Source organism: Hirschia sp., from assembly GCF_058892565.1.
In genome coordinates this window covers 30,221-56,020 of sequence record NZ_JBZXVU010000002.1, presented here as the reverse complement: position 1 = coordinate 56,020, position 25,800 = coordinate 30,221, and the positions used below count along the sequence as shown (strand labels likewise).

Sequence of the window (25,800 nt, the reverse complement as noted above, 5' to 3'; positions counted from 1 at the left end):
CTTGAGCAGGTGCTGCAAAAGCCATGAATAACGGGATAAGGGAGGATGCAATAATCATAATGGTAGAATTAAACTCAGGCTCGGCGAAAACAAGACGCTTAAAAGGAAATCTTGCCTAAATTGGCCTGATTTTATGAATAGGGGTTCAGCTAGATAGGCTTTTATTCGCTAAACCCCGCATTATGGTCATTTCAGGCGGCGTTATCCTCAGGCATTAAAATTTCACGTTTCCCTGCATGGTTGGCCGCACTAACCAAACCTTCGCTTTCCATACGTTCAATAAGGGATGCGGCGCGGTTATACCCAATACGAAGTTTACGTTGGATATAAGAGGTCGATGCTCTTTTGTCGCGGCGCACGATTTGGATGGCTTCTCGGTAAAGGTCTTCTTCCACATCACCAGAAGAGACACCCATGGCCGCGTCAGCAACAGACACGTCTTCTTCCGGTTCGTCGGTTAGTCCTTCAACATAGGATGGCTCACCAGTATCTTTCAGGAAGTTTACAACTGCTTCAACTTCTTCATCAGACACAAAAGGACCGTGCACACGGTTTAGTTTTCCACCCGATGCTTGATACAATAAGTCACCCATACCAAGGAGCTGTTCGGCACCTTGCTCTCCCAATATTGTACGCGAGTCGATTTTGGTCGTAACCATGTATGATATACGGGTAGGGAAGTTGGCCTTAATTGTACCTGTGATGACATCAACAGATGGACGTTGGGTTGCTGTGATCAGGTGAATACCCGCAGCACGTGCCATTTGCGCTAGACGCTGAATTAAAGCTTCAATTTCTTTACCTGCAACAATCATCAGGTCGGCCATCTCATCAATCACCACAACAATGTGAGGCATTGGGCGCATATCAATGATTTCATTTTCCCAGATTGGCTCGCCGGTGTCACTATTATATCCGGTTTGAATTGGACGTGTGTAGGTTTCACCTGACTCGCGGGCTTCGGATGCTTTCTTGTTGAAGCCTGAGATATTCCGGACACCCATTTTGGACATAACTTCGTAACGGCTTTCCATTTCCCGTACTGTCCATTTTAGGGCTGCAACTGCTTTATTCGGGTCTATCACAACAGGGGAAAGTAGGTGGGGGATGCCTTCATAGATTGAAAGCTCAAGCATTTTTGGGTCGATCATAATGAATCGACATTCTTCTGGGGTCAGTTTGTACAGCAATGATAGGATCATCGCATTGATACCAACGGATTTACCTGAACCCGTTGTACCCGCAATCAAAAGGTGAGGCATTTTAGCGAGGTCGGCGACTGTTGATTCACCACCAATATTTTCACCGAGCGCAAGTGGTAGAGATGCACGAGAGCGTGTGAAAGCTTTTGAAGATAGTAGGTCGCGGAAATAAACTGTTTCGCGATCATCATTTGGTAGTTCTATACCGATTGCATTTCTACCGGGGACAACAGCCACACGCGCAGCCGTAGCACTCATAGAACGGGCGATATCCTCAGCTAGAGAGATAACGCGAGATGATTTTGTTCCGGGCGCAGGCTCAAATTCAAATAGGGTTACAACAGGACCGGGACGAACTTCTGATATTCGACCTTTAACCCCGAAATCTCCCAATACGACTTGTAGCAATTCTGCCATTTCAAGCAATTTCGTTTCATCATGATCTGAACGACGCTCTGGTGGAAGTTGAAGTAGATCAATTGGAGGTAAACGGCTGCCATCATTGAGGATTGGAGCTGAGATAGAAGATTGAGGTGTTGCTGGTTGAGGTGCTCTCACTGGTTTAACAGAAACAGGCGCAGGAGCGGGTGCCTTAGCAGGCATGTCTGTATTTGGCTGAGATGCTCGGTTACCAAAGAGCGTTGATTTAGGAGTTGATTCCTCGATAATTGGCGAAGCCGGCTGTGTTTCTACGACTTTTTCTGCCAAACGTTGTCGGACGGGAATAGTAGGTCGTTCAGAGTTTTCGATATTGCGTAGGAAGTTGTCTTCTAAATGTGGCTCCATTTTTTCCGGATCAGGCAAAGCAGCTTGTTGAGGGTTTCGGCTTCTCATATTCTCGAAGAAAGAGTTTGCACGATCACGCAACCCTGCCACATCGCGAATTTCGGTTTCATCATGTTCGGTAACAACTTCCATCGGAATTGCTTTTCCGCGCTTAAATGAGTTCCACATTTGACCAATTGTTCTGAAAACAGCAATTCCATCATCAGCGCCAAGTCCCATTGCGATTGCCGCAAATAAAACACCAGCAATACCAGTTGTGATGGATGCTAGTAAAACAGGATCAGGTGCCCCAAAAGCTGCAAACGGTATAGATGCAAAATGGTTTAATCTTTCGCCTGCCATACCTCCAAGTCCCGTTGCCAATGGCCAATTGCTTGGGATGGGCCATCCAGCCAAACAAATACATGTCATACTAATTGCCATCATGCCCCAGAACCAACGAGAAGGGCGACGTGGGCCAATGCCAAATGTACGGTAAACACCGCCAATCATAAGGCCAAAACCGGCTAGCCATGCTGTCCATCCAAATGATTGCATTAGAAGGTCAGCAGCGACAGCTCCTGTAGAACCGAACAGGTTCGATGTTTCTGCATCCGATGCGACGTTTAAACTAGGGTCAGTTGGTGAATGGGAACCGTAGGCTCCACAAATAAACACGCCCAGGGCAAATGCCATAACGCCAGTCATCATTCGATGAAATCCGCTAGGTTTACGACCTGGGATTTGATATTCAGCATCAATGTGCTGTTGATGCTGCACGCGATTTGAAAGTTGCGTAGAAGGCATTTGCGGCGTCCTCATGACAAGGGAGTGAAGGTTATCTGCCTCTACCTTGACGCCTGCCTCTTAACGAGGCGCAAACGGAATGTGATTTCTTTGTGTTTTTGATGAAATTTATTTTCGTGATTAGCCATAATCACTGAAAAAAGAAAAACCCCCAACATTTGCATGTCGGGGGTTAAACTTAATTCGAGTTCTAAAAATTAGATCGTCAGATCTTATTTCGTGAAGTCAGGGTAAGCAGCTACACCACATTCGTTGAGGTCTAGGCCTTCCATTTCTTCTTCTTCGCTTACACGGATTCCCATAGTTACTTTCAGGATCATCCATACGATTGCAGATGTAATTGCAACGAAAGCACCGACTGATACAACACCAAGTGCTTGAACACCAAAGCTTGTACCTTCAGTTGACAATGGAACGATCATTGTTCCCCAGATACCACATACCAAGTGAACTGGGATCGCACCAACAACATCATCAATTTTGAATTTGTCTAGCAATGGGATTGTAAGAACAACCAACACACCACCAACGGCACCAATCAAGATTGCAACTGGGAAGCTTGGGTCAAGAGGACCCGCAGTGATCGAAACTAGACCAGCAAGTGCACCATTGAATGCCATTGTTGAGTCAGTCTTTTTGTAAAGAATAGTTGTTAGGATCATTGCAGCCATTGTACCAGCAGCAGCAGCAAGGTTTGTGTTTAGGAAGATAGTCGACACGGCGTTGATGTCGTCAAATGTACCGGCAGCAAGTTGTGAACCACCGTTAAATCCGAACCAACCAAACCAAAGGATGAAAGTACCTAGAGCAGCCAATGGGATGTTTGAACCCGGCATTGGAACTGTTTTACCATCTACATATTTACCCAGACGTGGTCCAAGAATAATAGCACCAACTAGCGCTGCCCAACCACCTGTTGAGTGCACAAGTGTTGAACCAGCAAAGTCAGAGAAACCAGCAGCTGACAAGAAGCCGCCGCCCCACTGCCATGAACACTGAATTGGGTAGATGATACCAGTCAAGACAGCTGTGAAGATAAGGAAAGGCCAAAGTTTAATACGTTCAGCAACTGTACCTGATACGATTGATGCTGTTGCAGCAACGAACACCATTTGGAAGAAGTGGTCTGAACCAGAAGAATAGCCAGTACCTAGATCATCAGCTGTTTCCCATGGTGCGAAAGTACCGATATATCCTTCAACGATCCAGTTTCCGTCACCAGGGTATAGAAGGTTGTATCCAACAAGCCAGAACATAAGCCCAGCGATTGAGTATAGCGCAATGTTTTTAGTTACCTGCGTTGCAGCGTTCTTTGAACGTACAAGGCCAGCTTCTAGCATACAGAAACCTGCAGCCATAAACATAACAACCAGACCACCAAGTAGGAAAAGGTATGTGTTATCTACATAAGCAGAAACGTCAGAAGCTGAAGGAACTTCTGCCTCTTGTGCGAAGGCTGCCACACCACATGTTATGGCAGCAAGTGTGGCGGCCCCCGCCAGTTTGCCAGTCATTCCGGATCTCATAGATCTGAACCCCTCTCTAAAAAAAACCTCATTGCACTCACTATTTGAATGCGATCGATGCTAAAGAGATTGTGCAGAGGCTAATCAGACAAGTTTTGAACTCTGTTGAGAAAGAATCGATGCAATAATGAGCAACCCACGAGCACCGTTTTGGCATATCGCCCAATTCCTGTGCGAGTCTGGACGCATTTTAATGTGGAGCATACAATAAATTTATGGAACTTTATCCACAAACCAAACCTGATTATGAGATCGTTATTTCCGGAGCAGGCCCTGTCGGTTTGAGTCTCGCTATTGCTTTATGTGACTTGGGGTTTGAATGTCTGGTCGTAAGCAAAGATGGTGATTTTGAACCTCAAAAAGGTAATTTCGACGGGCGCGCTTATTCAATTGCACCCGCTTGTTGGGCAATGTGGCGTGTTTTTGGTATATGCGAGGCTCTAGAACCTTTCGCGCAACCAATCCTGAAAGTTGAAGCAGAAGCGGCAAATTTTTCACCTATCTGCTTTGACTTTGAAGAGGATAAAGAAATTGATGGGCCATTGGGTTACATTGTTGAGACCCATGCTATTTTGTCCGCTTTATGGGAAAAAGCCCGGAAAACGGCGGGTCTAACTTTTAAATCAAACACTAAGTTGAGCGGCATAAAGACGCAATCAAATAGGGTTCTGATCAGCTTAAATGATGACGACACTAAGACTTCTAGCAAATTATTGATTGGGTGTGATGGTCGCGAGAGCTTTGTACGAAAAACGGCGGGAATTGAATTTGCTGGCCATGACTATGAAGCCATGGGCATTGTAGCGACAGTAGAACTTGCCAAGCCGCACGAAGGCGTGGCGCGTCAGGTATTCTTAAAAGGCGGGCCTTTCGCTGTGCTTCCGCTGAAGAATAATCTTGCTAGCCTAGTGTGGACAGAACGTATTGTTGTTGCGGATTCTCTTATGACTCTAAATGATTTGGATTTTGAGTTAGAGCTAAGAGAGAAAGTTGGAGATTTTCTAGGTGAGTTTACACTCAAGAGTGGTCGTTTTGCCTATCCTTTGAAAATGAGAATTGCCGATACATTCTCCACAGATCGTATCGCTCTGGCTGGTGATGCAGCGCACACTATTCACCCTTTAGCAGGACAGGGTTTGAATTTGGGTTTGAAAGATGTTGCTGCATTAGCCGAAACGATCGGTAAAGCTGCACATGTTGGTCTGGATATTGGTAGCACGCTTGCTCTTGAGCCATATGATGAATGGCGACGTGCTGACACGATTAATATGGCGCTAGGCATGGATGTCTTGGATAAAATGTTCAAAGCACCGCCAGCTCTTAGGGGACTTGCAGGATTTGGTATGTCTCTTATGGGTAAAAGCGAGCTTGCGCGTTCATTTTTAAGTCGTGAAGCCAAAGGCGTCTCGGGTCGTAATATGCCGCAATTATTGCAAGGCCATCCTATTCAGTTTTAATCGCGGCTTAGACCGTATTCTTTTAGACGCTTTTGATAGGCTTTCATGCGGGGCTTCTGGTTGGTTGCCAATTCTTTTAGATAAGGCCAACTATATAGCCCTGAATTATGTCCATCGGAGAAATTGATCCGAAGTGCATATCTACCGACTGGATCGGCACTTGTGACGGAAACATTTTTTTTCCCAGCTACGGGCGGGGGAGTTTCTCCACCATGGCCACGCGTTTCCGCGCTCGGGCTATCTACACGCAGCAATTCATATGGAATTTCTCCTTCAAAATTATCATCAAATGATATTTTTAATAGGGCTTGGTCTTTGATAAAACGTATTTCAAGTGGCCAGCTTCCATCGTCTTCAGGGCGCTTTTTAAACATTTTAATTGTCGTCCAGCTCGCGGGCTTCGTCGATCAGCATGATGGGAACCCCTTCTCTTATAGGATACGCAAGGTTCGCCTTTTTCGAGATCAACTCGTTTGTTTCCTTATCATATGAAAGCGGGCCTCGGGAGGCGGGACATATCAAAACCTCTAACAATCTTGGATCGATTCCCGGTTGTGCCGATTTTGAACTTGTATCGGTTTTACTCATTGCAATAATCCGCCATTTCCCGATGCATCCATATGAAGAAGTGAAATTAAAGCTTCACCTCTTTCTTGCAGTGTTGGAAACTCTAATAGCATTTGTTTTTCGATTGTGGAAAAGGGACACCCTGACGCAAGTGCGTTTATCAGCGTTTCCATAGGTGCATCTGTTACAGCATCCCAGTCAGTTTTAATCGCATTCGCTGCAAGATATGTTTTGAGTGCAGATATTAGATTTTCACGAGAAATATCAGGCTCTTTGGTACTGACAGGTTTCATGTCTCCAAGAAAATTTTCATAACTAACTGTTGCTGTCCGGTAGGGGCGAGTCATTTCTTGTTCTTCTACGATTTGAAAACGACACATTCCGCGCAAATTTACCATGTATCGTCCATCATCGGTTTCGGAATAGGAATTGATACGGCCCAAACACCCGATTTTCAGCAATGGTGGGTTTTCGATAAGCGGTTTCTCACCCGGTCCATCTGGCAGAAATGGCTGGATCATACCGATAACCCGATTGGAATACATCGCATCATCAACCATGTTTAGATAGCGAGGTTCGAATACATTCAGTGGCAAATTTCCACGTGGAAAAACAATAGCGCTTTCCAAAGGAAAAATGGGAATCACTTTGGGTAAATCCTCAGCTATTCTGAAAATGGGTGGAGACAAATTTTATTCCTTTAATTTCTAATCACTGGGAAAGTTAGTTAAACAATAGCGACGATAGGCGCCGGCGTCCTGATTTAGAGACTTCTGCAGTTGGGCCTGCTGCTTCAAATATTTTGAGCAATTGTTCTTTTGCAGCGCCTTCATTCCAGTTTAGATCCTTTTCAAGGATTTCCAAAAGCTGATTTGCAGCGTCTTGGTGATTACCTTTTGCGGACAGAGATTTTGCTAGGTTAAATTTAGCTTCAAAATCATCTGGATTAACTGAAAGTTTAGCTTGCAGATGAGAAGATGCATCGTCAGTAGAGCCACCATCGTCAGATAATTCTATCGCAGTTAAGACCGATTTCACCTGAGGCATTTTCTGAGATTCTTCGGGAATGAGGGCAATAACTTCTTTTGCGCGGTCATATTCTCCCTTAGCAACGAAACAACGTGCCATACCCACCATAGCATCCACATTGTCAGGCATGGCTTGTAGAATTTGAGCATAAATTGCAGCCGATTGGTCCAGCTCACCATCTTGGAAGGCTTGAGCTGCGGCAGCTAAAGCTTGTTCAATTTGTTCTAAAGCTCCGCCGGCACCGGCTTTTTTGATAAATTCTACAATCTGACTTTCGGGAATAGCGCCCTGAAAACCGTCAACAGGCTGACCATCTTTAAATGCAAAAACTGTCGGGACAGAACGCACGCCCAATTGACCTGCAACGCCTTGGTTTTCGTCAATATTGATTTTTACCATGCGCACTTCACCGTTTGCTTGGTTCACAACTTTTTCAAGCGATGGAATGAGTGTTTTACAAGGTCCACACCAAGGCGCCCAGAAATCAACGAGAACAAGAGAGTGTTTTGAAGCCTCAACAACATCCTGCATGAATGTCTGATCGGAACCATCAATGATCCATTGTGCATCTTCGCCATTGGGTGGAAAAGAGCCAGAAGAAATATCCATAGAAATCGTCCTAATCTTGTGTGTGCAGCGTGTGTTCTGTTTCGCGTATGTTGGTTTGAATATACTACATGGTTGTCATTATGCCATGGTGCAACAGTGAAGCTGTGTGCAAACTGGGTGTTTAGTGCCTAAATTTCGTTAAAATCAATCCATTCAAGGCCGCGTCCGGTGGATTCGACAAATCGAGCAAACCCTTTTTGACTAATAGATGTAGTCATGTCGTTTCTTAGAGGGTGAAAATTTAGCATCTCAAAGTCGAGAAGTTTTTCATCTGCCAGAAACCGAACGCGGTTTTGTGTATCATGCATCAGCGCGAATGCTGACACTGAACCAGCTGTGACTTTTAATGTTTCCCACAATAATTGTGGCTTCGCAAAAGAAAGCCGCTGAGATTCAATAAGCTTATGCAATTGGTTTAAACGTATTTCTGTATGTGCCCACGCGCTTATTAAGACCAATTGCCCTTTTTTATCTTTTAGAAAAAGGTTTTTTGTGTGTCCTCCAGATATCTGGGATTTAAGAATACTGGATTCCGCGACTGTATGTGTGGGTAGATGAGTCTCGGTTGAGTATTTGATATTTTGTTGGTCTAGGCACTTAAAGACTTCCAATTCAGGACAGCGAGAAAAATCACTAGCTTCTGGAAAAATATTTTGAGGCTTATCTGGCATTAATAGGGTTCGAATATTCATTCTCAAAATCCTTCTTCCGAATTTTCCTCGCTTTGACGAGGGTGGGAGAGGGATTAATCATGATCCGTTGGCAGCTGCAATTGAATAGGCTAACTATCTGACAATATGATCTGGGGATAAAGCCCATTTAAAAAGTTTATCGCCACATTGATGGCGAACTCTCGGCGGAGAAAAGTGTGAAACTCGATTGTTATAAATTACATGAATACGTTCCAGACCTTATTCCGGCTAGATCACGACGTGACTGGATGGACAAGTTCACAGATCGTCATCCATATCGCTGCCTGCCACTGACTATGGCTAACTCTACCGGTTGGGAGATTTTATGTCAGACAGGACTAACAATCGAGTGGGATGGGGGCCCGACAAAAGCGAGCATAAAAATTCAGGCCGATGAAGTGTGGCCTCCCGTCGAAAATGTAGCGGACAGCCATTTTCAGGAAGGTGTTTTGACATTTCACACCGGATATTTATTTAGAACGCCACCAGGGTGGGGAGTATGGGTTCAAGGGCCGCCCAATGCACCTAAAGATGGCATATATCCATTGGCAGGCTTGGTTGAAACCGATTGGTTGCCATTTCCATTTACAATGAATTGGAAGTTTACACGCCCCTGCAAAGTGCGATTTGAAAAAGGCGAGGCATTTGCCTTTTTAAATCTTATTGAGCACAATAAAATGGAAGATGTGCAACCAACTCTTCGTATGCTTGATGATAATGTGTCTCTCAAACAAGAGTATGATGAATGGGCAAAGTCGCGCGGGAATTTCATTGATAAACTAAATACGGGTGATCAAGGTGCTTTGCGGGAGAAGTGGCAACGTCATTATATGCGGGGTACTAAAACGACAGGTGAATCTGTAAACACGCATGTCACGAAACGCAAAATGAAAGCTCCCAAACCTCCATTACCTGGCCTATAGAAGCTGAAAATGTCGAAAGTGAAAAATTCTGCGATTCATTGAATTTTTTACTTGCATGAAAATCAACTTTGCTGTTTAACAGCGCCTCCAACGGAAGAAAATTCCTTTGGCCATATCGGATGCGGGTGTAGCTCAGGGGTAGAGCGCAACCTTGCCAAGGTTGAAGTCGAGAGTTCGAATCTCTTCACCCGCTCCAGATATTTTCCTTTAAAATGAATAGCATACCCACCTTATTGGTTTAGCGAGCATGCTTTCGACATTTTCATGAAGCGGTTAGTCCGCCTTTTAACATTTTGTCCCATGCTTCTTCGGCAGAATTTGCATAACTAAATAAATCTAGATCTTCAGCGTTTATGGTGCCTACATCTATTAGGTTTTGTAGATTGAATGTGGATGCCCAGAACTCTTCATCAAACAGGATAATCGGAAGTTTCGTTGTGATTTTCATTGTTTGACGCAAGCATAAAATCTCAAACAATTCATCCATTGTGCCAAAACCACCAGGAAAAACGACAAGTGCATTCGCGCGCATTGCGAGGTGCATTTTGCGCATGGCAAAATAGTGAAATTGAAAAGTGAGGTCCGGCGTCGAATAGGGGTTTGGCACTTGTTCATGCGGTAGGGTGATATTGAAACCTATATTTGGTGCACCTGCATCATAGGCACCGCGATTTGCGGCTTCCATAATACCGGGGCCACCACCCGTTGCTACAACGTTTTGACGAGGAGATTGTTTACTATTTAAGGCTCCGCCTCGTTCAGAAATGATGCGGCCCAATTCTCTGGCTGCATTATACCATCTTGCGTGATTTTCAGGACCATCCGGTTTAAAACGCGCTGACCCAAAAACGACGATTGTTGAGGCAACCCCCCAATTACGCAAATGCTCTTCAGCTTTTGCATATTCCAGCATGAAGCGGACACCGCGCATGCTATCTCCCAGTAAGAAATCCTCATCTAGAGCAGCTAATTTGTAGGACGGTGACAGCATGTTCTCGGGGATATTTTGGGAAGATTCTTCAGGTGTTTTTGAATATGTCATGAAAATAATATAGGCCTTGAATTTGAAAAAGGAAACTCAACCAACTGTTATTACGTGTTTTTCTGAACAGTGTTTGAACGCTAATAGGTAGATGTGCGCAATTTTATGTGGCTACCAGCTGTAGAAGGTTCAATAGAAAATCCATTTGGTATTGTGCGTTTCACTTCTTCAACATGAGATATTATTCCAACAAGGCGGTTATTGTCTGCCAAGGTGTGAAGTGTTTGAAGTGCAAGGTCTAACGCGGCGGAATCAAGGCTGCCAAAGCCTTCATCAATGAAAATGGCATCAAGACGGACACCGCCAGATTGTTGTTGAACCACATCTGACAAGCCTAATGCCAAGGCAAGAGAAGCGAGAAATCCTTCTCCACCAGACAAGGATGAGGTAGCGCGTAAACTCTCGGTATGTGCATCAAATATCAATGTATCCAAACCTCTAGAAGCATTTCCGCCTTGTCCGCCAGCTTCTCGGCGTAATTCAAATCGACTATCCGTCATTGGGCCTAAACGTTGATTGGCGGCATCTAAAACATCATCATACATGGCAGCAATGGCGAAATCGACCAGCTTTAATTTATAGGGGTTTGTACCATTTGTGAGGTCAGACATTTCACCCAATGGTGCATATTCTGCGTTGAGTTTATCTAATTCTTGCGTCGCTTTTTGCACGGATTCGAGTGTCGCTTTTAAGTGCAATTGCTGTTGATTTACTGTGTTTAAAATGTTGGATGCGTGATCAACTTCTGTCTCTGCAGTGCTAACTTGGTGTTGAAGTCGCGTGAGATCTTCTCGTTTCACGTTTTGAGTTGCGAGCTTTGCTTGTTCAATGCGTGTTTTGACCGAAATGAGCGCGGCGGAATGGTTCTCTACAGCTTTTGAAATTGCATCTCGTTTTGGGAATAATAATTTGGCGGCTTGAAATGAAGCTTCATCAAGTTTTGCTTCAATCAATGCCGTTTCAAAATTTGCCGTTTCAGAGTTTACGCGTTTGAGTGCGCGATTTTCTGTCTCGTGTTTGTCTTTAAGAGAGGTCTGCGCGTTGCTTAAAACAGATGCAGTTTCGCGTTCAGATGATACGACATTTTCTAGCTCTTTTTTGAAACCATCAATTTTGTTTTTATTGGTTTCTAGCGCTTTTTCTAGTTTGCCGGTTGTCTGATAATCTGTGGGTATTTTGGCGATAGCATCATCATATCGAGATTGCGCGGTGTTGTGAGCAAGTTGATTTTTCTCATGTTCGACCAGAATTGTCTCAAGCCGTTTTGAAACTTCTATTTCTTCTCTTTCAATGAGGGATATCTTTTGGTTGATGGCTTCAAGCGTCGGCAAATCATTTAGTTTTTTAAGTTCGATTGTGTGATCATGCAGGGCTGATTTTAGGGCGTCAGATTCAGTTTTTGGTTTTTCCAATTTGGAAAATAGTTCTAATGAAGAATTATAATTGGCCCTGTCGGCTATCAAAGCATCATTTGCTTTGCGCTCATCTTCGCTGGCAATTTTATATGTTTTTTCTGCTGCTCTAAATGCAGGATCTAATCCTTGTGAACTGGCGTCACCTTTTGCAAGTTTAGGATGGTCCCTGCTGCCGCAAACGGGACAATTATCACCATGCTTTAATTTTGATGCGAGATGTAGTGCTTGCACATTTGCCAATGCTTTTTCAGCGACATCTAATTCTGTTTGAGCATTTTCTAGTTTTGCTTTTGAAGCTAAGTGATTTGCTTGGCTGGATTTAAATTTGGCTTCAAGATTTTGAGTTTGCTTTTGCGTGTTTTCATAGACTGAGTTAGCAGCGATTTCAGTGTTTAGGCGTTCAATTTCTTTTTCAATATTTGCAATTTTTTTGCCGCGCTCAATGGCGTTTTTTGCGCTGGTAGACAGCTCTTTTAATTGCGTTTTTAACGCAGCTTGTTCTTGTTTGGCTGCATTTGCTTGCGCGTGGCTGGTTTTGCGTTGATCGGTTTTTGTTTTTAGATCTGTGGCTAAAGAGATCGTCGATTTTTGGATATCCAGCAAAGCATTTAGTTGGTTTTGAGTTTCTGATAGGGCTTCAATCTCAGGCGATTGCTTTTGAATATTTGTAAGTTTTACTTTAGCAGATGCGTGTGCTTTTTCAGCTTTTTCAAGGCTAACTTTTGCTTCAATTCGTCTTTGGGACGCTTCTTTGTGATCAAGTTTCGCACGCGATAATCCAGCTTCTAAACCCAATAAAGATTCAGCGCGTCTTACCTTTTCCAAATCTGCTTTGCGGGCATCAATATCTGATTGATTGGCTTGCAAAATAATGAGGTCAGCTTTTGCTTTTTCTAATTCCACAAAGCGTGCATCATTGGCTTTGGCTTTTTCAAGAGTGTCGCGTTTTGCTGAATGGTTTTTCTTGGCAGCATCTAATGCGGCTTGGGATTTTTTGACCTGTTCGTGAGCTTCTTTGATTGCCAGCTCTAGAGCTTCAAATGTTTCGTGGCCACTTTGCATTAAGCGGTCATCCCTGCGAATGCGGGCTGTGTTCACTTTCTCATGCAGGGTTTTGGCTTCTTCTTTTAGTTTGTCTTGAAGCTTTTCATATAAGGAGACGTCAAATAATTGACGCAAAATCTGGGAACGGTCTTTGGTATTGGCATCCAAAACTTTACGAAATTGGCCTTGGGGCAATAAAATAATTTGACGAAATTGATCTGCGGAATAGCCAAGTAATTCAGAGATAGTTTGCTCAACGACAGATGTTTTCTTTTCGGCAATGGCTTTGCCGCGATTAGCATCTGTTATGTCTTGGGTATTTAAACCGCTTGCATCAAAGAGCCATGCTTGATGCAATTGCTGGGTTGTCTTGCCGCCTTTTTTTGCCAAACGCTCCTGAGCAGGGATACGGCGCACGACATAGCGTTTATCTCCTAGATCAAATACGAGTTCGACTTCAGTGAGCATATCCAATGGGGCATGGTCAGAGCGAAAATCTTTTCCATCACGTTGCGCACCTGAGGATTGTCCAAATAAAGCAAAGCATAAACCATCAAATATGGAAGTTTTACCAGCACCTGTTGGACCATAGATACCAAACAAACCCACATCGAATGTTTGCTCGAAATTGATAACTTCTTTGCCGGCAAAAGGGCCAAATGCTTGTAATGTCAATCGAATAGGGCGCATAAATTATGCCTCCGCTTTCGATGAAGCATTCATAGCATTATCAAGAATGGATTGTTCATCTGGTTCGATGGCTGTTTCGCGGACATGTTGAATGAATTCAGAGATGACTTCTTGGGGATTATCCAATTTGGCATTGGCACGGCCCGTTGAGTTGCCGGACACTTCATTTTTATTCTCGCGCGTCAGCGCTATCACATTGGGATAGACACGGCGAAGGCGTGCCATAGGTTCAACCAATCCGCCCTTATCGGTGAGAATGGCGTGGATGAAATCTTGATTGTTTGGATCATCTGTTTGTTTTTCCAAATCACTCAACGCACCGCGAATTTCACGCACAGCCCTTAAAGGCTTGATCGGGATAAGATCAATATTTTCAACACCTGACTGACCAAGTGTGATGAGTGTCATGGATTTTTCATTGCCCACTTCATCAAATGCAAATGAAAGGGGCGAGCCGCTATAGCGAATATGCTCGGCACCTACTTTTTGACTACGGTGCAAATGGCCAAGGGCGACATAATGCGCGCCATTGAATGTGTCTGCAGAAACAGTTTCAATTCCGCCGACACATAGGCTACGTTCAGTTTCTGTAGTGCTCGCACCTGTGACAAAAGCATGGGCTGAAATCACCCAGCGTGCGCCATTGGGGACAAATTGTTTTGCGCATTCCACTTGTTGATTGAGCACATCAGCGGGGGTTGCAATATCTGCTTTTTCAAAGCATTCACGCGCTGAAAAAATCTCGCCATAGGGCAGAGCGCTGAAGGCGACTTCTCCAAATTCGTCGTTTAAAATCAGAGGCTTCTCGTCGCGTTGTAAACGGCCACGGATGAGCACGCGTTTGGGGTCTGCAAAGGCACCATTCATCCCTACACGTTCACCGGAATCATGATTACCTGCCAGTATGATTAGAGCTGTTTGAGTATTGAAATAAACATGGCGTTGAAAATCTTCAAATTGGCTGACGGCGCTGGCGGGCGGTGAGGCGCGATCAAAAATATCACCTGCTATTATGAGGACGTCAGGTTTTTGCTGGTCGAGCACGATTTTTAGCTGATCTAAAAAATGCTGGTGATCATCAATCAAGGATGCGTGTTTGAATGTGCGCCCTAAATGCCAATCAGATGTATGAAGTATCTTCAAGTTTAATGGTCCACTTCTAGGGCTTACTGTCCTGATTCAAATCATTATCTATTGTTAAACTAGCTTGAAATCGAAGCAAATAAAGGTGCGTTATTTTTCCGAGGGGGGATAGGCGCGCCATTGGCCATCTTGTCCGCGTAAGGATAGCTGGCCGTCAATTTCGCGCGCATCTGATGGTGTGGCGATAGCTTTGGAAACACCGCCGGGAATATCAACGACATAAGTCGGTGTGCAAAGTCCGGAAAGCGTGTTTCGAAGGCCTTGAACGAGCTTTTGGCCTTCTTCTACGCTCAAGCGAAAATGGGATGTGCCGGGAGCAAAATCGGGGTGATGCAGATAATAGGGTCTGATGCGGTTTTCAACAAAAGTGCGCATCAGGTCTGATAAAGCATCTAGATTATCATTGACGCCTTTGAGCAAAACACTTTGAGATACCATAGGAATACCAGCATCAATCAGGTTTGCGCAGGCTTGTTTTGCGGCATCAGAAAATTCGTTGGCATGGTTTGCGTGAAGAGCAACAAACACTGATTTTGTTGAACTTTTTATGGCTTGAGCGTATTGAGCGGTGACGATATCTGGTTTGGCGACTGGCATACGTGTGTGCCAACGGATGATTTTAACATGCGGAATGGCTTCAAGACGTTGGGTGAGTTCTCGTGCGCGGCGAAGCGAAAGCATCATCGGATCACCGCCTGTGAGAATGACTTCCCAAATTTCTGGGTGGTTCGCAATATAGTCTATGGCAGCATCAAGCTGTTCTGGGCGCAGCATATTGTCTTTATCTGGTCCCACCATTTCGCGGCGGAAACAAAAACGGCAATAGACCGGACAGATAGAGACTATTTTTAGTAAAACGCGGTCTTTGTGGCGATGGACAACGCCTTCAACGGCTGTATTGGGCCAATCGCCGATTGGGTCTTCGCGTTCTTCTGGCAGGGTCGTAAGTTCGTCTATAAGAGGCAGAAATTGGCGTAAAACTGGGTCATCACTGTTGGGGTTTTTCACACATTCTGCGAGATCATTTGTCATTGCGACGGCATATTTTGTGGATACAGTGTCGATATTCTGCGTAATCTCTGGTGAGGTAATGCCGAGGTTTTTAAAGTCTTGTGCGGATTTGAGTGTTTTGGTCATTGGCTTGGAAACGGTGTCCATAAAACATCATCAATACGGCGCGCATTTGAGCAAAGCATGACTAATCTATCAAAACCAAGGGCGACACCTGACGCGTCAGGTATATGAGGCAGGGCGGCGAGCAATTCTTCATCGAGTGGATAATTTTCACCATAATAGGCAAGCTTTAAAATCATATCTGCTTCAAAACGTTTGCGTTGTTCAATTGGGTCGGTGAGCTCGCCAAATCCATTGGCAAGCTCGACCCCGCAAGCATACATTTCAAAGCGTTCAGCAAAGCGAGGATCATCAGGGCATGGCCGCGCCAAAGCAGCTTCGCATATTGGATAGTTACACAGGAATGTTAGACGATCTATCCCGAGTTTATGCTCAATTTTTGAGACGAGAACGGCAGAAAATATATCGGTCCATTCTGCGCCATCTGATACACTGACACCAGCTTTTGCGGCGGCGGCTTTGAATGCGGGTGTGTCTTCAAGTACAGCGTTTAGATCTATATCTGCATAGCGAGAAAACGCGTCTGTTAATGTCAGAAATTCTGGTTCTTTGTGTGGATCACATGAAGAATCTTTCCACATCATTTGTGTTGCCTGCGTCGCGTTTAATGCAAGTCTCGCCAGATTTGCTGTATCTTTCATAACGTCTTTAAGGCTGGCACCCGTGCGATACCATTCTATCATGGTGAATTCGGGAGAATGGAGCGGGCCGCTTTCACGATTGCGATACACACGGGCAAAATCAACGATTTTTGTTTCACCAGCGGCGAGGAGTTTTTTGCAAGAAAATTCAGGTGAGGTGTGCAGGAATAATTCCAGATTGGTTGAGCCGTCTTCATCCAAAAATTTAGATGAAAACGCATGCAAATGGGTTTCGTTTCCAGGAGAAATTTGAAGCGCGCCGCATTCAACTTCTAAAAATTCTTCATTTTCAAACCAGTTTCGAAGTGCTGAACGTACCTTATTACGCGCGAGCAAGAAGGGACGCCTGTCAGCGTGTCTTTTTGCATCCCACCAAGGTGTGTCGCTCATAATCTGTGTCCTGAACTGTTTGATAATCGATAGCCCAATGCCGTTAGCCCCTTGGCGAAAGGCGTATAGACCGCTATGGGAAGGGTCAATCTCGCAATCCGCGCTTGGCTAGAGCTGTGCTTTAAGCCATCTGGTGCGCACAAGCAATAAAGGTAGGTTATCGTGGCCGTAGAAACAGCAGCCAATATTCGTAAAGGCAACGTCATAGAGCACACTGACGGTCAATTGTATGTCGTACTAAAAGCAGAATCTTTCCGTCCGGGAAAAGGGACTCCGACAACAACGATTGATATGCGCCGTATTTCTGATGGTATTAAAGTGTCCAACACGTTTAAAACCCAAGATAAATTGGAACGCGCTTTCGTCGAAGAGGTTGACTACAACTATCTGTATGAAGACGGCGAAAACTATATTTTCATGCACCCTGAAACGTTTGAACAACTCATGGTGCCTGCTGCAATGGTTGGCGATTCAGCACCTTTGCTTCAAGAGAATATGACCGTTGTGCTTCAGATGTTTAATGATGTTGCTGTGTCTATTTCATTCCCTGCGCGAATGACTTTCGAGATCACAGAAACTGAACCTGTTGTTAAAGGTCAAACAGCTTCTTCTTCTTACAAGCCAGCAATTTTGGAAAACGGTATGCGTGTTATGGTGCCACCACACATTGGTGTGGGCACACGTATCATTATCAATACAGAAGAAATGACATACGAAACGCGTGCGAAAGATTAAATCTAATTTCCTTGTATAATTTTGTGGCCGCTTTCTTATAATGAAGAGAGCGGCCATTTTTATTGGATCAGATTTTTTGAATGGATGTTGAGTGACGGTTGCAGTTGAAAACTTTGAGGTTAATCCAGAATTGAATACTTCACTTCTGGCGAACGCGTTCAAGAAAAGTTCGCGTTTGCAAATTCCTGATTTTCTGTCACAGAGCGCGGCGAAATCCATTCTTGAATGTTTAAAAACACTAGATTGGCGTTTGGTATTAAATGAAAATGGCAAGCATTTTGATATACATCCGGCGCAGATAGATGCACTTGGACCAACTAAGACAAATTTGATTATAAACGCTGCTAAACAACGCCGACATTCGCAATTTCAATATCTCTACAAGAATTACCCGATTGCGGACATGGTGAGCTCTGGGAATTTATCTGAAGATGTTCTCATACGCTTGTATGAGACATTTAATAGTGAAGCTGTATTGCGTTTTTTGAACCAAGTCACCTGCGCGGATGCCGAGTTTTGCGATATGCAAGCGACGAATTTTCAAGCGGGACATTTTTTAAATCATCATGATGATGGTGTGATCGGAAAGAACCGTAAATTTGCTTATGTTTACAGTTTAACACCGGAATGGACGGCTGAACTTGGCGGGCAATTAGAGTTTTTTGATAGCAATAGAAAAATGACGGACGCTTTTGTGCCTGCTTTTAATACGCTTTCTATTTTTAGTGTTCCTGTGATGCATCAGGTGAGCCCAGTGATCGAAGATACCCAGAAAGAGCGCATTTCTATTACAGGATGGTTTCGTACACACAATTCCTTGTCCTAGCGTGACGTTGATTGGGCTTTAAACAGCAGTAAGGTGTTTGGAGAAGCTGATAGAGGCTATATCCGGAGGAAATCGTGTCTGAACCTTATGTGGTGCCTGAAAAAGAGATTTTTGAACAATTGATTGGAATGGCAAAAGATCATCCCGTTGAGATGATAAATCTGATCAAATTTAACGCGCAGGCTAAATATGAAGACGGGACTGTTGCGACTGGTGCGGAGGCATACAAAACTTATAGTCAGAATGCAGCAAAATTTGTGGAAGGTGTTGGCGGCAAGGTTATTTGGTCGGGCAAGCCAGAATTAACGTTTATTGGACCCCAAGATGAAAATTGGGATTTGGCTTTTGTGGTGAGATATCCAAATGGTCAGGCGTTCATCGATATGGTGACCAATCCAGAATACATAAAAGTGACCAAACATCGTAAAGCAGCGGTTGAAACGTCAAGGCTGATTAGAACTAAACCAGCTGAATAAACGAGGCGGCATTGATCTTTTGATTGATCATGACCACTTGAAGACTAAGAGTTAATTTTAAGGGAGTTGAAAATGTCAGTAAAAGTTGCCTACACAACCAAAGCGACTGCTACAGGTGGACGTACTGGGTCTGCCAAAAGTGAAGATGGTCAATTGAATGTCACACTTACAACCCCAAAAGAATTGGGCGGACCGGGTGGAGATGGCACGAACCCAGAGCAAATGTTTGCAGCTGGATATTCAGCTTGTTTTATTGGCGCTATGAAAGCCGTTGCGGCGCAAGACACAAGCGTGAAAGTTCCTGATGATGTCTCTGTAACGGCGACAGTTGGGATTGGACCGCGCTCTGAAGGTGGTTTCGGATTGGAAGTCGCGCTGCAGGTTAATTTGCCGGGTGTAGATCAAGAAGCTGCCCAAGCGTTGATAGAAAAAGCACACCAAGTTTGCCCTTATTCAAACGCAACTCGCAACAATATTGATGTGCAATTGTCGCTTGCATAACTCAAGCTTTAAAGAAATTTGAAATGGAAAACGCCTTCGCTGAAAAGTGAGGGCGTTTTTTTAGCTAACCTAGTGAGGCGATGAGCCCAACACTTGCCAATTCAACCAGATCAATCGTTTGGTCAAAATCGCGCGTGTAATAGGGATCGGGAACGTCAGTTAGCTCTGTGTTATCGGCATATTCGAGAAAGAGTTGGACTGGCGTGTCTAAATTGTTTGGGCGCAGGCTTTCTACGTCATCCATGTTTGATTGATCCATGACAAGGATGAGATCAAAATCATAGAAATCTTGGGCTGTGAACTGACGGGCGCGAAGGGTTGAGAGATCATATCCGCGTGCGCGACAAGCGTCCTGCATGGGTTCATAGGGTGGTTTGCCGCTATGCCAGCTGGCTGTGCCTGCACTGTCGATTGTAAGGTGAGATAGACCCGCATCTTTTGCATGTTGGGTAAAAATACCTTCCGCTGTTGGCGAGCGGCATATATTTCCAAGGCATACAAAGAGAATACGGGTCATATCTATATCTTAAGCGTCTTGTTTTTCCGTCATTGTTTCGGGAACAACTAACAATTCTTCTTCAAGGTGAAGCGGTGGACGTGTGGCCCAGTCTGCAATCGCATTCAGGTCATAGTCACGACATGCTTCCATCAACATCCGTGTTTCTGTCCACATGTCACCATCCACAATCGGCATGAAGAGGTCGGCAATGTTATCTATACCAAGATAGACACGCACACCGGCTTCTTTCATTTTCACATACGGTCCGATTGAGTTGTGAAGCGGGCCCGGCATTGGCAATTGCTTCATGGAAAGAGCGGCTGATGGACAAATCACGATACCGACATCAGCTTCTTTGACGAGTTTGATAATGCGGTCCTGCTCTGAATTATCTTTACAAGACACTGAGATGGAGTGGATGCCATAAACGCGGCCCTGCATGCCATGCTCTATTGTTTTGAGCGCGAGCAATTCAGTTTCTGTTTGGTAGGGATTGTTTTCCTGATCGACGTGGACTTCGACATTTTTGCCAAGTTCTTTGGCTGTTTTCATGATGAAGTCTAGGTGTTCGCTCTCACGCGGGCGGTCACGGGATGGGAGGCCACCGCAGAAATCTGCGAGTTTACAGGCTTCAACATATTGTTTTTGAGTCCGTTCATCCAACACACCTTCGAGTGGCTGGATACCAATCTCAAATTTGATTTTGTCTTTATAAGCTTCTTTGACTTCAAGGGCTGCATGAACACCTTTAAGGCCGATAATGCTGTCTGCATCAATCATTGTGCGACAATATTTGGAGCCTTGCTGAAGGACAACTTCAAGTGCGCGAGAGATACGTTCGACAAGGTCTTCGTGTGTGTAGTTTTCTTTTAGGTGGCGATAAAGTTCCCATTTTTTCTCCATGTCGGCATAACCAAGTGCAAGGTTTTCCGGTGAGATCAGATAGGCTTTGTCAAAATGGCCGTGATGGTTGGCCCAGCCACCGCGTTCTTCAACGAGTTCACGGAATTTGGCTTCTAAATCCCAAGGACGCTGAGCGGAACGTCTTTTCCAGTCATATGTGCCTTGTTCAATATTGGTGATAACTGTTGCGATAGTTTCGCGGGCAACTTCACGATCCGTGATAAGGGGGATGCCGTGTTTGATTGCGAGGGATCGAATTTGTTTGGCATCGGAGCCTTCATCATAATCCTGCTCGCCGGTCAGAATATTGATAACAAAATCAATTTCACCATTCTCAATCAGATTTTTGATATTGGGTTGCGTGCCAGATGAGATTTTGTGGGCAGGGGATGATTTGATGTTTTGAGCTTCAAATAAACGCTGCGTGCCAGGTGTCGCAAAAATGTTCACTCCGATATCAGCCATATTGCGGCAAGATTCGAGGAGGAATTGTTTGTCGTCGGGACTACCGGCACTTATCAAAAGAGCACGTTCACGGCCCTTTGAAAGCATTTTAAGATTGAAGCCGATAAGGTCGATATTGGTATAGCGTTCGCCATTAGCCATTTTTTCTTCTCCTCAAAGACTATTTGAATAGACAAATTGACCGTCTGTCACATTTTTCGTTGATTCATGTCAAGGCAAATGAGGTTTGCACATGAAATGTTTTGTGAAGTGAAACGATCCACTTCAACACCTTGCACGTAACAATAGCATAGAAGTTTGTAGTATTGTGGGAGAGACGTGTGAATTTGTGCTGGTTTCGTCAGGATTTGAGACTATCTGATAACCCTGCTTTACGATCTGCGTTAAGCGACAATTCTGCAATTGCTTTATTTATTTTAGAAGAAACTGATACGCAGCGGCCAATGGGAAGCGCTTGTAAGGCTTGGCTACATGAATCACTTATCAGATTGCAAAGTGATCTTGAAGCGATTGGTGTACCGCTTGTACTAAGGCGGGGCGATGCCCGAGATATAATTCCAAAACTTACTTCTGATCTGAAAATCGACAATGTCTATTGGAACAGGCGCTATGACCCCAAAGACGTTGCAATCGACCGCGCTCTTATGGAGCACCTGAAAGAAGAGGGTGTGAATGTTGAGAGTTTCAAAGCGAATGTGCTGTATGAGCCATGGGAGATTAAAAGCGCGGGCGCAGGGACACCCTATAAGGTATTCTCTCCTTTCTGGAAGGCAGCTTTAAAAGAAGGTGTTTCTGCGCAAAGTTTAGCGGCACCAATAAAAACCCAATCAAAACCCCAACTGGATCACATGCCATTTGATAATTTGGATGATTGGGATTTGATGCCAGCATCACCCAATTGGACGAATGGGTTTTGGGATGTCTGGGTTCCAGGTGAAGCGGGCGCTTTTGAACGGTTCAAAGAATTTCTGGAGATTAACTTGAAAGGTTATAGTCAGAATAGAGATGTTCCGTCTAAAAACCATACATCTTGTCTTTCTCCACATTTGCGTTTTGGAGAAATTTCACCGCTTCAGATTTGGCATGGTGTTCATGCCCATTCAGGCGGAGAAGTTGATAAGGATGGCTACAAATTTCTTGCTGAAGTGGGATGGAGAGAGTTTTCGCACTCTATTTTGTTTTACGCGGACAATTTATCGCAAACGAATTGGAAATCAGATTTTGATGGTTTTGCGTGGGTTCAAGATGAAAATGGTTTAACGGCGTGGCAATCTGGGCAAACCGGTTATCCACTGGTTGATGCTGGGATGCGAGAGCTATGGCAGACAGGCTATATGCACAATCGTGTGCGCATGGTGGTAGCCTCTTTTCTAATCAAACACCTTCGTATTGATTGGCGAGAAGGGGAGGCATGGTTTTGGGATACTTTGGTGGATGCATGTCCAGCGAATAATCCGGCAAGCTGGCAATGGGTTGCTGGTTCTGGAGCGGATGCATCGCCTTTTTTCAGGATTTTCAATCCAATCATGCAGTCTGAAAAATTTGACCCAAAAGGTAGTTACATCCGCAAATGGGTGCCTGAGCTAGCGAATTTGGATAACAAATCTATTCACACACCATGGGAGGCACCTAAACTTGTTTTACAAGAAGCGGGGGTGAAGCTTGGTGAAAACTACCCCAAACCGATTGTGGATCACAAAACAGCACGAGGTAAAGCTTTGGCGGCTTATAAGGATATGACGGCTTAGACGCCTAACTTTGACCAATCGTCATTTTCATGGCCAAGGCGACCTTTCGCCGTGCGTAATTTACCTTTGGCGATGACCTGTTGTCCAACTTTACCAAGCCCGTGATCGGGCATGTTGACATATAGGCATTCATATTCTGATTTTTTAACCATATAGGTTTCGTGCCACGTTCCAACATCACCATTTGTGCCGACGGCTTTGTTCATCTTTCGCCACGCTGGAACATGAGCACATCCTTGATTGGATGCATAAGCATGTAGATGGTCAAAAGATTTCCAGTATTGAATAACCATCATGCTTCCAAACCCCGGATGGTAGCGATAATGCATCATGCCTAGTTCTGGGCGGCGAGCAAGTTCACGACACATGCGTGGCATGGCAATAAAAACGGGGAGCCATTTCCACACTTTCCACCATTTATTGATACGCATACCTGTCAGGAAGACGACAAAATCGTCTTCCATTTCAACCGTGACATAGTCATCATTCGTTGCAACCATGATCCCCACTTTCGGTCCGCAATGAAACTGGAATACCTTACAAAGGATGAAAAACCCAAGCGGATTTCACGTACTAAAAGACTTGAAAGTTAGTCTAGCAATTTTTCCATAAGTTCATCTGAGATATCGTAATTGCTGTAGACATTTTGGACATCATCTAGATCTTCAAGAACTTCGATTAGCTTTAAGATTTTTCCAGCTGTTTCTTCGTCTTCTACAGGAACAAGATTCTGCGGTTTCCAGATAAGTTCGGTTGCAGAAGCTTCAACCTCGCCGAATTTTCCTTCTAGCGAAGAAGCAACATCCATCAGGTCTTCACGCGCTGTGTATATAATGTGCGCATCACCATCAAATTCAACATCATCAGCTCCAGCTTCGATTGCTGCTTCCATCACAGCATCTTCGCCACCAGCTTCTGCGGAAAATACAATTTGGCCAACCTGATCAAAACCAAAGGAAACCGCGCCGGTTTCACCAAGATTACCACCATTTTTGGTGAAGGATGCACGCACATCACCGCCAGAACGGTTTTTGTTATCTGTCGAACATTCTACAATAAGGCCAACACCACCAGAGGCAAAACCCTCATAGCGAATTTCTTCATATTGCTCCATGTCGCCGCCAACGGCTTTATCAATTGCACGGGTGATATTGTCTTTGGGCATGGATGCACCGCGCGCATTGGCAATGGCCAGACGCAGGCGAGGATTCATGTCCGGATCACCACTGCCACCCATTTTTGCGGCGATTGTTATTTCTTTGGAGAGCTTTGCGAAAATTTTCGCTTTTTTCTTATCTTGAGCACCCTTGCGGTGCTGAATATTCGCCCATTTGGAGTGGCCGGCCATGGCTGCCTCTTCTTTAATAAATACTTGGATTGAGGGTGTGTAGCCCATTCAGCAGCTTTTCGGCAAGGGATAGGAAAAAACTGATTGCTATTGCAAAGGGTGTAGCGCTGAATCAGGCTGACCGTGGATGAATGTATCAACCCAGAAAGGCACGATTGTTGACGCAGGACCATAATTTGTATGGTCAAACGAAGTGGCGTTTGCTGAAGGTTTTTGATTCAATTCGACCGTGACTGCTCCGGTCTTTTTTGCGAGGTTTACAAAATCTGCGGTCGGATAGACGGAGCCTGATGTGCCAATCGAAACAAATAAATCACATTCATCTAAGGCGGCTTGAATTTTGTCCATGTGATATGGTTTTTCCCCAGCCCAGACGATGTCGGGTCGCATGGTTTTTTTATTTTTACAATTGGAGCAGATTGTCTGCGTGCTAAGGTCACCCAAGCATTTTATTCTTATGTTGCAGATCGTACAAAAAGCTGAATTTAGGTCGCCAAGAATATGAATGACATCTGTCGTACCTGCTTTTTCATGTAAATCGTCGACATTCTTTGTAATAATTGTCAATTTTGTTCTGGAGCCTAATAATTGATCCTGTAAATAAGCGATATGGCAGTGGGTTTTGTTAGGCTGTATTTTTTTTAAATCCATACGACGCTTGTTATAGAAATCATGCACTAATTCTGGATTTTTGCGAAAAGTATCTGGCCGAAAGAAGTTTTCCATTTCTTTGCGAGTCCATATTTCATCCTCATTTCGATAGACAGGAATTCCAGATTCTACGGATACACCACCTCCGGTGAGCAAAACAACATGCTTAAATTGTACGTAATTCATTATAAAATTCAATAAGATATAAGATTAATCAGCAGTATAGCAATAATGCAATTAACCATAAATCTATTCAATTACCTGCGCAAGTATTTGGAAGTTGTGCAGGTCGAATTTGACTATTGGTCTGAGTCTATTGGTTTGGCGTTCATGACTTTCATAACAACCCAAGCTGTTAGTCCTAAGCAAACCAGTATTAATGAGCCAAAACCGATGAGCGCATATATCGCGAGTGGGTCGACATGTAATTTACTCATTTTGCAACTCCCAAAAATATCGAAGGTATTTGAAATGAAGAATACCATAAATCCACTATTAAAGTAAGGAGATTATTCGTGGAGATAAAGATGGTGTGCAATTGCAGCGCTGGGTATTGAGTTTGAGGGCCTCAA

At 44.3% G+C, this 25,800-nt stretch carries 25 protein-coding genes and 1 tRNA gene; 8 read left to right on the top strand and 18 right to left on the bottom strand.

Annotation, left to right across the window (positions count from 1 at the left end):
- Positions 1 to 191: 191 nt before the first annotated feature.
- On the bottom strand, positions 192 to 2,774 hold the full coding sequence (locus AC5EF3_RS00700) for a DNA translocase FtsK (protein ID WP_493546639.1): 2,583 nt from the start codon (positions 2,772 to 2,774) through the stop codon (positions 192 to 194).
- Between the two features lie 212 nt (positions 2,775 to 2,986).
- On the bottom strand, positions 2,987 to 4,300 hold the full coding sequence (locus AC5EF3_RS00695) for an ammonium transporter (RefSeq protein ID WP_012777878.1): 1,314 nt from the start codon (positions 4,298 to 4,300) through the stop codon (positions 2,987 to 2,989).
- Positions 4,301 to 4,515: 215 nt separating this feature from the next.
- Here AC5EF3_RS00695 and AC5EF3_RS00690 point away from each other — a divergent pair, with 215 nt between their 5' ends.
- Positions 4,516 to 5,757, top strand: a complete 1,242-nt coding sequence (locus AC5EF3_RS00690) for an FAD-dependent monooxygenase (protein WP_493546638.1) — start codon at positions 4,516 to 4,518, stop codon at positions 5,755 to 5,757.
- Here the strand turns inward: AC5EF3_RS00690 and AC5EF3_RS00685 are convergent.
- The 5 genes from AC5EF3_RS00685 to AC5EF3_RS00665 form a co-directional block, all read right to left on the bottom strand.
- Positions 5,754 to 6,131: a gamma-butyrobetaine hydroxylase family protein gene (locus AC5EF3_RS00685; protein WP_493546637.1), complete on the bottom strand. Its 378-nt coding sequence runs from the start codon at positions 6,129 to 6,131 to the stop codon at positions 5,754 to 5,756. The genes AC5EF3_RS00690 and AC5EF3_RS00685 overlap by 4 nt on opposite strands.
- 1 nt (position 6,132) lies before the next feature.
- Positions 6,133 to 6,345, bottom strand: coding sequence for a Trm112 family protein (locus AC5EF3_RS00680; protein ID WP_012777881.1), 213 nt, complete (start codon positions 6,343 to 6,345; stop codon positions 6,133 to 6,135).
- Positions 6,342 to 7,013: an LON peptidase substrate-binding domain-containing protein gene (locus AC5EF3_RS00675; RefSeq protein ID WP_493546636.1), complete on the bottom strand. Its 672-nt coding sequence runs from the start codon at positions 7,011 to 7,013 to the stop codon at positions 6,342 to 6,344. Before AC5EF3_RS00675 ends, AC5EF3_RS00680 begins: the two co-directional genes overlap by 4 nt.
- Before the next feature lie 34 nt (positions 7,014 to 7,047).
- The gene (gene trxA, locus AC5EF3_RS00670) at positions 7,048 to 7,962 is read right to left on the bottom strand and encodes a thioredoxin (protein WP_493546635.1); all 915 of its coding nucleotides are present in this window, start codon (positions 7,960 to 7,962) and stop codon (positions 7,048 to 7,050) included.
- A gap of 128 nt (positions 7,963 to 8,090) precedes the next feature.
- Positions 8,091 to 8,654, bottom strand: a complete 564-nt coding sequence (locus tag AC5EF3_RS00665; protein ID WP_493546634.1) for a prolyl-tRNA synthetase associated domain-containing protein — start codon at positions 8,652 to 8,654, stop codon at positions 8,091 to 8,093.
- 176 nt (positions 8,655 to 8,830) lie between these two features.
- Here AC5EF3_RS00665 and AC5EF3_RS00660 point away from each other — a divergent pair, with 176 nt between their 5' ends.
- Together AC5EF3_RS00660 and AC5EF3_RS00655 are read left to right on the top strand one after the other, a co-directional pair.
- Positions 8,831 to 9,577 (top strand): DUF6065 family protein, encoded by a 747-nt coding sequence (locus AC5EF3_RS00660; RefSeq protein ID WP_493546633.1) that lies wholly within the window; start codon positions 8,831 to 8,833, stop codon positions 9,575 to 9,577.
- 121 nt (positions 9,578 to 9,698) lie between these two features.
- Positions 9,699 to 9,773, top strand: a tRNA-Gly gene (locus tag AC5EF3_RS00655).
- A 66-nt stretch (positions 9,774 to 9,839) separates the two neighbouring features.
- Here AC5EF3_RS00655 and AC5EF3_RS00650 read toward each other — a convergent pair.
- From AC5EF3_RS00650 to epmA, 5 genes are all read right to left on the bottom strand, one after another.
- Entirely contained in the window at positions 9,840 to 10,619 is a 780-nt protein-coding gene (locus AC5EF3_RS00650) for an LOG family protein (protein ID WP_493546632.1), read from the bottom strand.
- An 80-nt stretch (positions 10,620 to 10,699) separates the two neighbouring features.
- Positions 10,700 to 13,768: an AAA family ATPase gene (locus tag AC5EF3_RS00645; RefSeq protein WP_493546631.1), complete on the bottom strand. Its 3,069-nt coding sequence runs from the start codon at positions 13,766 to 13,768 to the stop codon at positions 10,700 to 10,702.
- Positions 13,769 to 13,771: 3 nt separating this feature from the next.
- Complete coding sequence (locus tag AC5EF3_RS00640; protein WP_493546630.1) at positions 13,772 to 14,911, bottom strand: exonuclease SbcCD subunit D; 1,140 nt, start codon at positions 14,909 to 14,911, stop codon at positions 13,772 to 13,774.
- A gap of 90 nt (positions 14,912 to 15,001) precedes the next feature.
- Entirely contained in the window at positions 15,002 to 16,048 is a 1,047-nt protein-coding gene (locus tag AC5EF3_RS00635) for a lysine-2,3-aminomutase-like protein (RefSeq protein WP_493546642.1), read from the bottom strand.
- Positions 16,045 to 17,076 carry an EF-P lysine aminoacylase EpmA gene (epmA, locus tag AC5EF3_RS00630; protein ID WP_493546629.1) on the bottom strand — a complete coding sequence of 344 codons (1,032 nt, stop codon included), beginning with the start codon at positions 17,074 to 17,076 and terminating at the stop codon, positions 16,045 to 16,047. The genes AC5EF3_RS00635 and epmA overlap by 4 nt, the downstream gene beginning before the upstream one ends.
- A gap of 162 nt (positions 17,077 to 17,238) precedes the next feature.
- On the opposite strand from epmA, the gene efp reads away from it, so the two are divergent.
- The 4 genes from efp (at position 17,239) to AC5EF3_RS00610 (ending at position 19,614) form a co-directional block, all read left to right on the top strand.
- Positions 17,239 to 17,811: an elongation factor P gene (efp, locus tag AC5EF3_RS00625; protein WP_012777891.1), complete on the top strand. Its 573-nt coding sequence runs from the start codon at positions 17,239 to 17,241 to the stop codon at positions 17,809 to 17,811.
- 91 nt (positions 17,812 to 17,902) lie between these two features.
- Complete coding sequence (locus AC5EF3_RS00620) at positions 17,903 to 18,637, top strand: 2OG-Fe(II) oxygenase (protein WP_012777892.1); 735 nt, start codon at positions 17,903 to 17,905, stop codon at positions 18,635 to 18,637.
- 74 nt (positions 18,638 to 18,711) lie between these two features.
- Complete coding sequence (locus tag AC5EF3_RS00615) at positions 18,712 to 19,113, top strand: DUF1330 domain-containing protein (RefSeq protein ID WP_493546628.1); 402 nt, start codon at positions 18,712 to 18,714, stop codon at positions 19,111 to 19,113.
- A 72-nt stretch (positions 19,114 to 19,185) separates the two neighbouring features.
- Complete coding sequence (locus AC5EF3_RS00610; protein ID WP_493546627.1) at positions 19,186 to 19,614, top strand: organic hydroperoxide resistance protein; 429 nt, start codon at positions 19,186 to 19,188, stop codon at positions 19,612 to 19,614.
- Between the two features lie 64 nt (positions 19,615 to 19,678).
- On the opposite strand, the gene AC5EF3_RS00605 is transcribed toward AC5EF3_RS00610, so the two are convergent.
- Together AC5EF3_RS00605 and AC5EF3_RS00600 are read right to left on the bottom strand one after the other, a co-directional pair.
- Positions 19,679 to 20,131, bottom strand: a complete 453-nt coding sequence (locus tag AC5EF3_RS00605; protein ID WP_493546626.1) for a low molecular weight protein-tyrosine-phosphatase — start codon at positions 20,129 to 20,131, stop codon at positions 19,679 to 19,681.
- 9 nt (positions 20,132 to 20,140) lie between these two features.
- A complete protein-coding gene (locus AC5EF3_RS00600) occupies positions 20,141 to 21,622 on the bottom strand; it encodes an amidohydrolase family protein (RefSeq protein WP_493546625.1) in 1,482 nt (493 codons plus the stop codon).
- Between the two features lie 179 nt (positions 21,623 to 21,801).
- Between AC5EF3_RS00600 and AC5EF3_RS00595 the strand changes: the two genes are divergently transcribed.
- Positions 21,802 to 23,229 (top strand): cryptochrome/photolyase family protein, encoded by a 1,428-nt coding sequence (locus tag AC5EF3_RS00595; RefSeq protein WP_493546624.1) that lies wholly within the window; start codon positions 21,802 to 21,804, stop codon positions 23,227 to 23,229.
- On the opposite strand, the gene AC5EF3_RS00590 is transcribed toward AC5EF3_RS00595, so the two are convergent.
- The 4 genes from AC5EF3_RS00590 to AC5EF3_RS00575 all read right to left on the bottom strand — a co-directional run bounded on the left by AC5EF3_RS00590 (position 23,226) and on the right by AC5EF3_RS00575 (position 25,665).
- Positions 23,226 to 23,729, bottom strand: a complete 504-nt coding sequence (locus tag AC5EF3_RS00590) for a DUF4188 domain-containing protein (protein ID WP_012777898.1) — start codon at positions 23,727 to 23,729, stop codon at positions 23,226 to 23,228. The genes AC5EF3_RS00595 and AC5EF3_RS00590 overlap by 4 nt on opposite strands.
- An 89-nt stretch (positions 23,730 to 23,818) precedes the next feature.
- On the bottom strand, positions 23,819 to 24,577 hold the full coding sequence (locus AC5EF3_RS00585; protein WP_012777899.1) for a YebC/PmpR family DNA-binding transcriptional regulator: 759 nt from the start codon (positions 24,575 to 24,577) through the stop codon (positions 23,819 to 23,821).
- A gap of 87 nt (positions 24,578 to 24,664) precedes the next feature.
- Complete coding sequence (locus AC5EF3_RS00580) at positions 24,665 to 25,414, bottom strand: SIR2 family NAD-dependent protein deacylase (protein WP_493546623.1); 750 nt, start codon at positions 25,412 to 25,414, stop codon at positions 24,665 to 24,667.
- Between the two features lie 113 nt (positions 25,415 to 25,527).
- Positions 25,528 to 25,665: a hypothetical protein gene (locus AC5EF3_RS00575; RefSeq protein ID WP_493546622.1), complete on the bottom strand. Its 138-nt coding sequence runs from the start codon at positions 25,663 to 25,665 to the stop codon at positions 25,528 to 25,530.
- Positions 25,666 to 25,800 lie beyond the last annotated feature (135 nt).

Excerpts from the sequence above, each read along its gene's own strand:
- AC5EF3_RS00685 (WP_493546637.1), bottom strand. The coding sequence starts at position 6,131 with ATGTTTAAAAAGCGCCCTGAAGACGATGGAAGCTGGCCACTTGAAATA.
- AC5EF3_RS00690 (WP_493546638.1), top strand. The coding sequence starts at position 4,516 with ATGGAACTTTATCCACAAACCAAACCTGATTATGAGATCGTTATTTCC.
- epmA (WP_493546629.1), bottom strand. The coding sequence starts at position 17,076 with ATGAGCGACACACCTTGGTGGGATGCAAAAAGACACGCTGACAGGCGT.
- AC5EF3_RS00695 (WP_012777878.1), bottom strand. The coding sequence starts at position 4,300 with ATGAGATCCGGAATGACTGGCAAACTGGCGGGGGCCGCCACACTTGCT.
- AC5EF3_RS00610 (WP_493546627.1), top strand. The coding sequence starts at position 19,186 with ATGTCAGTAAAAGTTGCCTACACAACCAAAGCGACTGCTACAGGTGGA.
- trxA (WP_493546635.1), bottom strand. The coding sequence starts at position 7,962 with ATGGATATTTCTTCTGGCTCTTTTCCACCCAATGGCGAAGATGCACAA.
- AC5EF3_RS00680 (WP_012777881.1), bottom strand. The coding sequence starts at position 6,345 with ATGAGTAAAACCGATACAAGTTCAAAATCGGCACAACCGGGAATCGAT.
- AC5EF3_RS00600 (WP_493546625.1), bottom strand. The coding sequence starts at position 21,622 with ATGGCTAATGGCGAACGCTATACCAATATCGACCTTATCGGCTTCAAT.
- AC5EF3_RS00700 (WP_493546639.1), bottom strand. The coding sequence starts at position 2,774 with ATGCCTTCTACGCAACTTTCAAATCGCGTGCAGCATCAACAGCACATT.
- AC5EF3_RS00590 (WP_012777898.1), bottom strand. The coding sequence starts at position 23,729 with ATGGTTGCAACGAATGATGACTATGTCACGGTTGAAATGGAAGACGAT.
- AC5EF3_RS00665 (WP_493546634.1), bottom strand. The coding sequence starts at position 8,654 with ATGAATATTCGAACCCTATTAATGCCAGATAAGCCTCAAAATATTTTT.
- AC5EF3_RS00580 (WP_493546623.1), bottom strand. The coding sequence starts at position 25,414 with ATGAATTACGTACAATTTAAGCATGTTGTTTTGCTCACCGGAGGTGGT.
- AC5EF3_RS00635 (WP_493546642.1), bottom strand. The coding sequence starts at position 16,048 with ATGACCAAAACACTCAAATCCGCACAAGACTTTAAAAACCTCGGCATT.
- AC5EF3_RS00575 (WP_493546622.1), bottom strand. The coding sequence starts at position 25,665 with ATGAGTAAATTACATGTCGACCCACTCGCGATATATGCGCTCATCGGT.
- AC5EF3_RS00645 (WP_493546631.1), bottom strand. The coding sequence starts at position 13,768 with ATGCGCCCTATTCGATTGACATTACAAGCATTTGGCCCTTTTGCCGGC.
- AC5EF3_RS00585 (WP_012777899.1), bottom strand. The coding sequence starts at position 24,577 with ATGGCCGGCCACTCCAAATGGGCGAATATTCAGCACCGCAAGGGTGCT.
- AC5EF3_RS00650 (WP_493546632.1), bottom strand. The coding sequence starts at position 10,619 with ATGACATATTCAAAAACACCTGAAGAATCTTCCCAAAATATCCCCGAG.
- AC5EF3_RS00605 (WP_493546626.1), bottom strand. The coding sequence starts at position 20,131 with ATGACCCGTATTCTCTTTGTATGCCTTGGAAATATATGCCGCTCGCCA.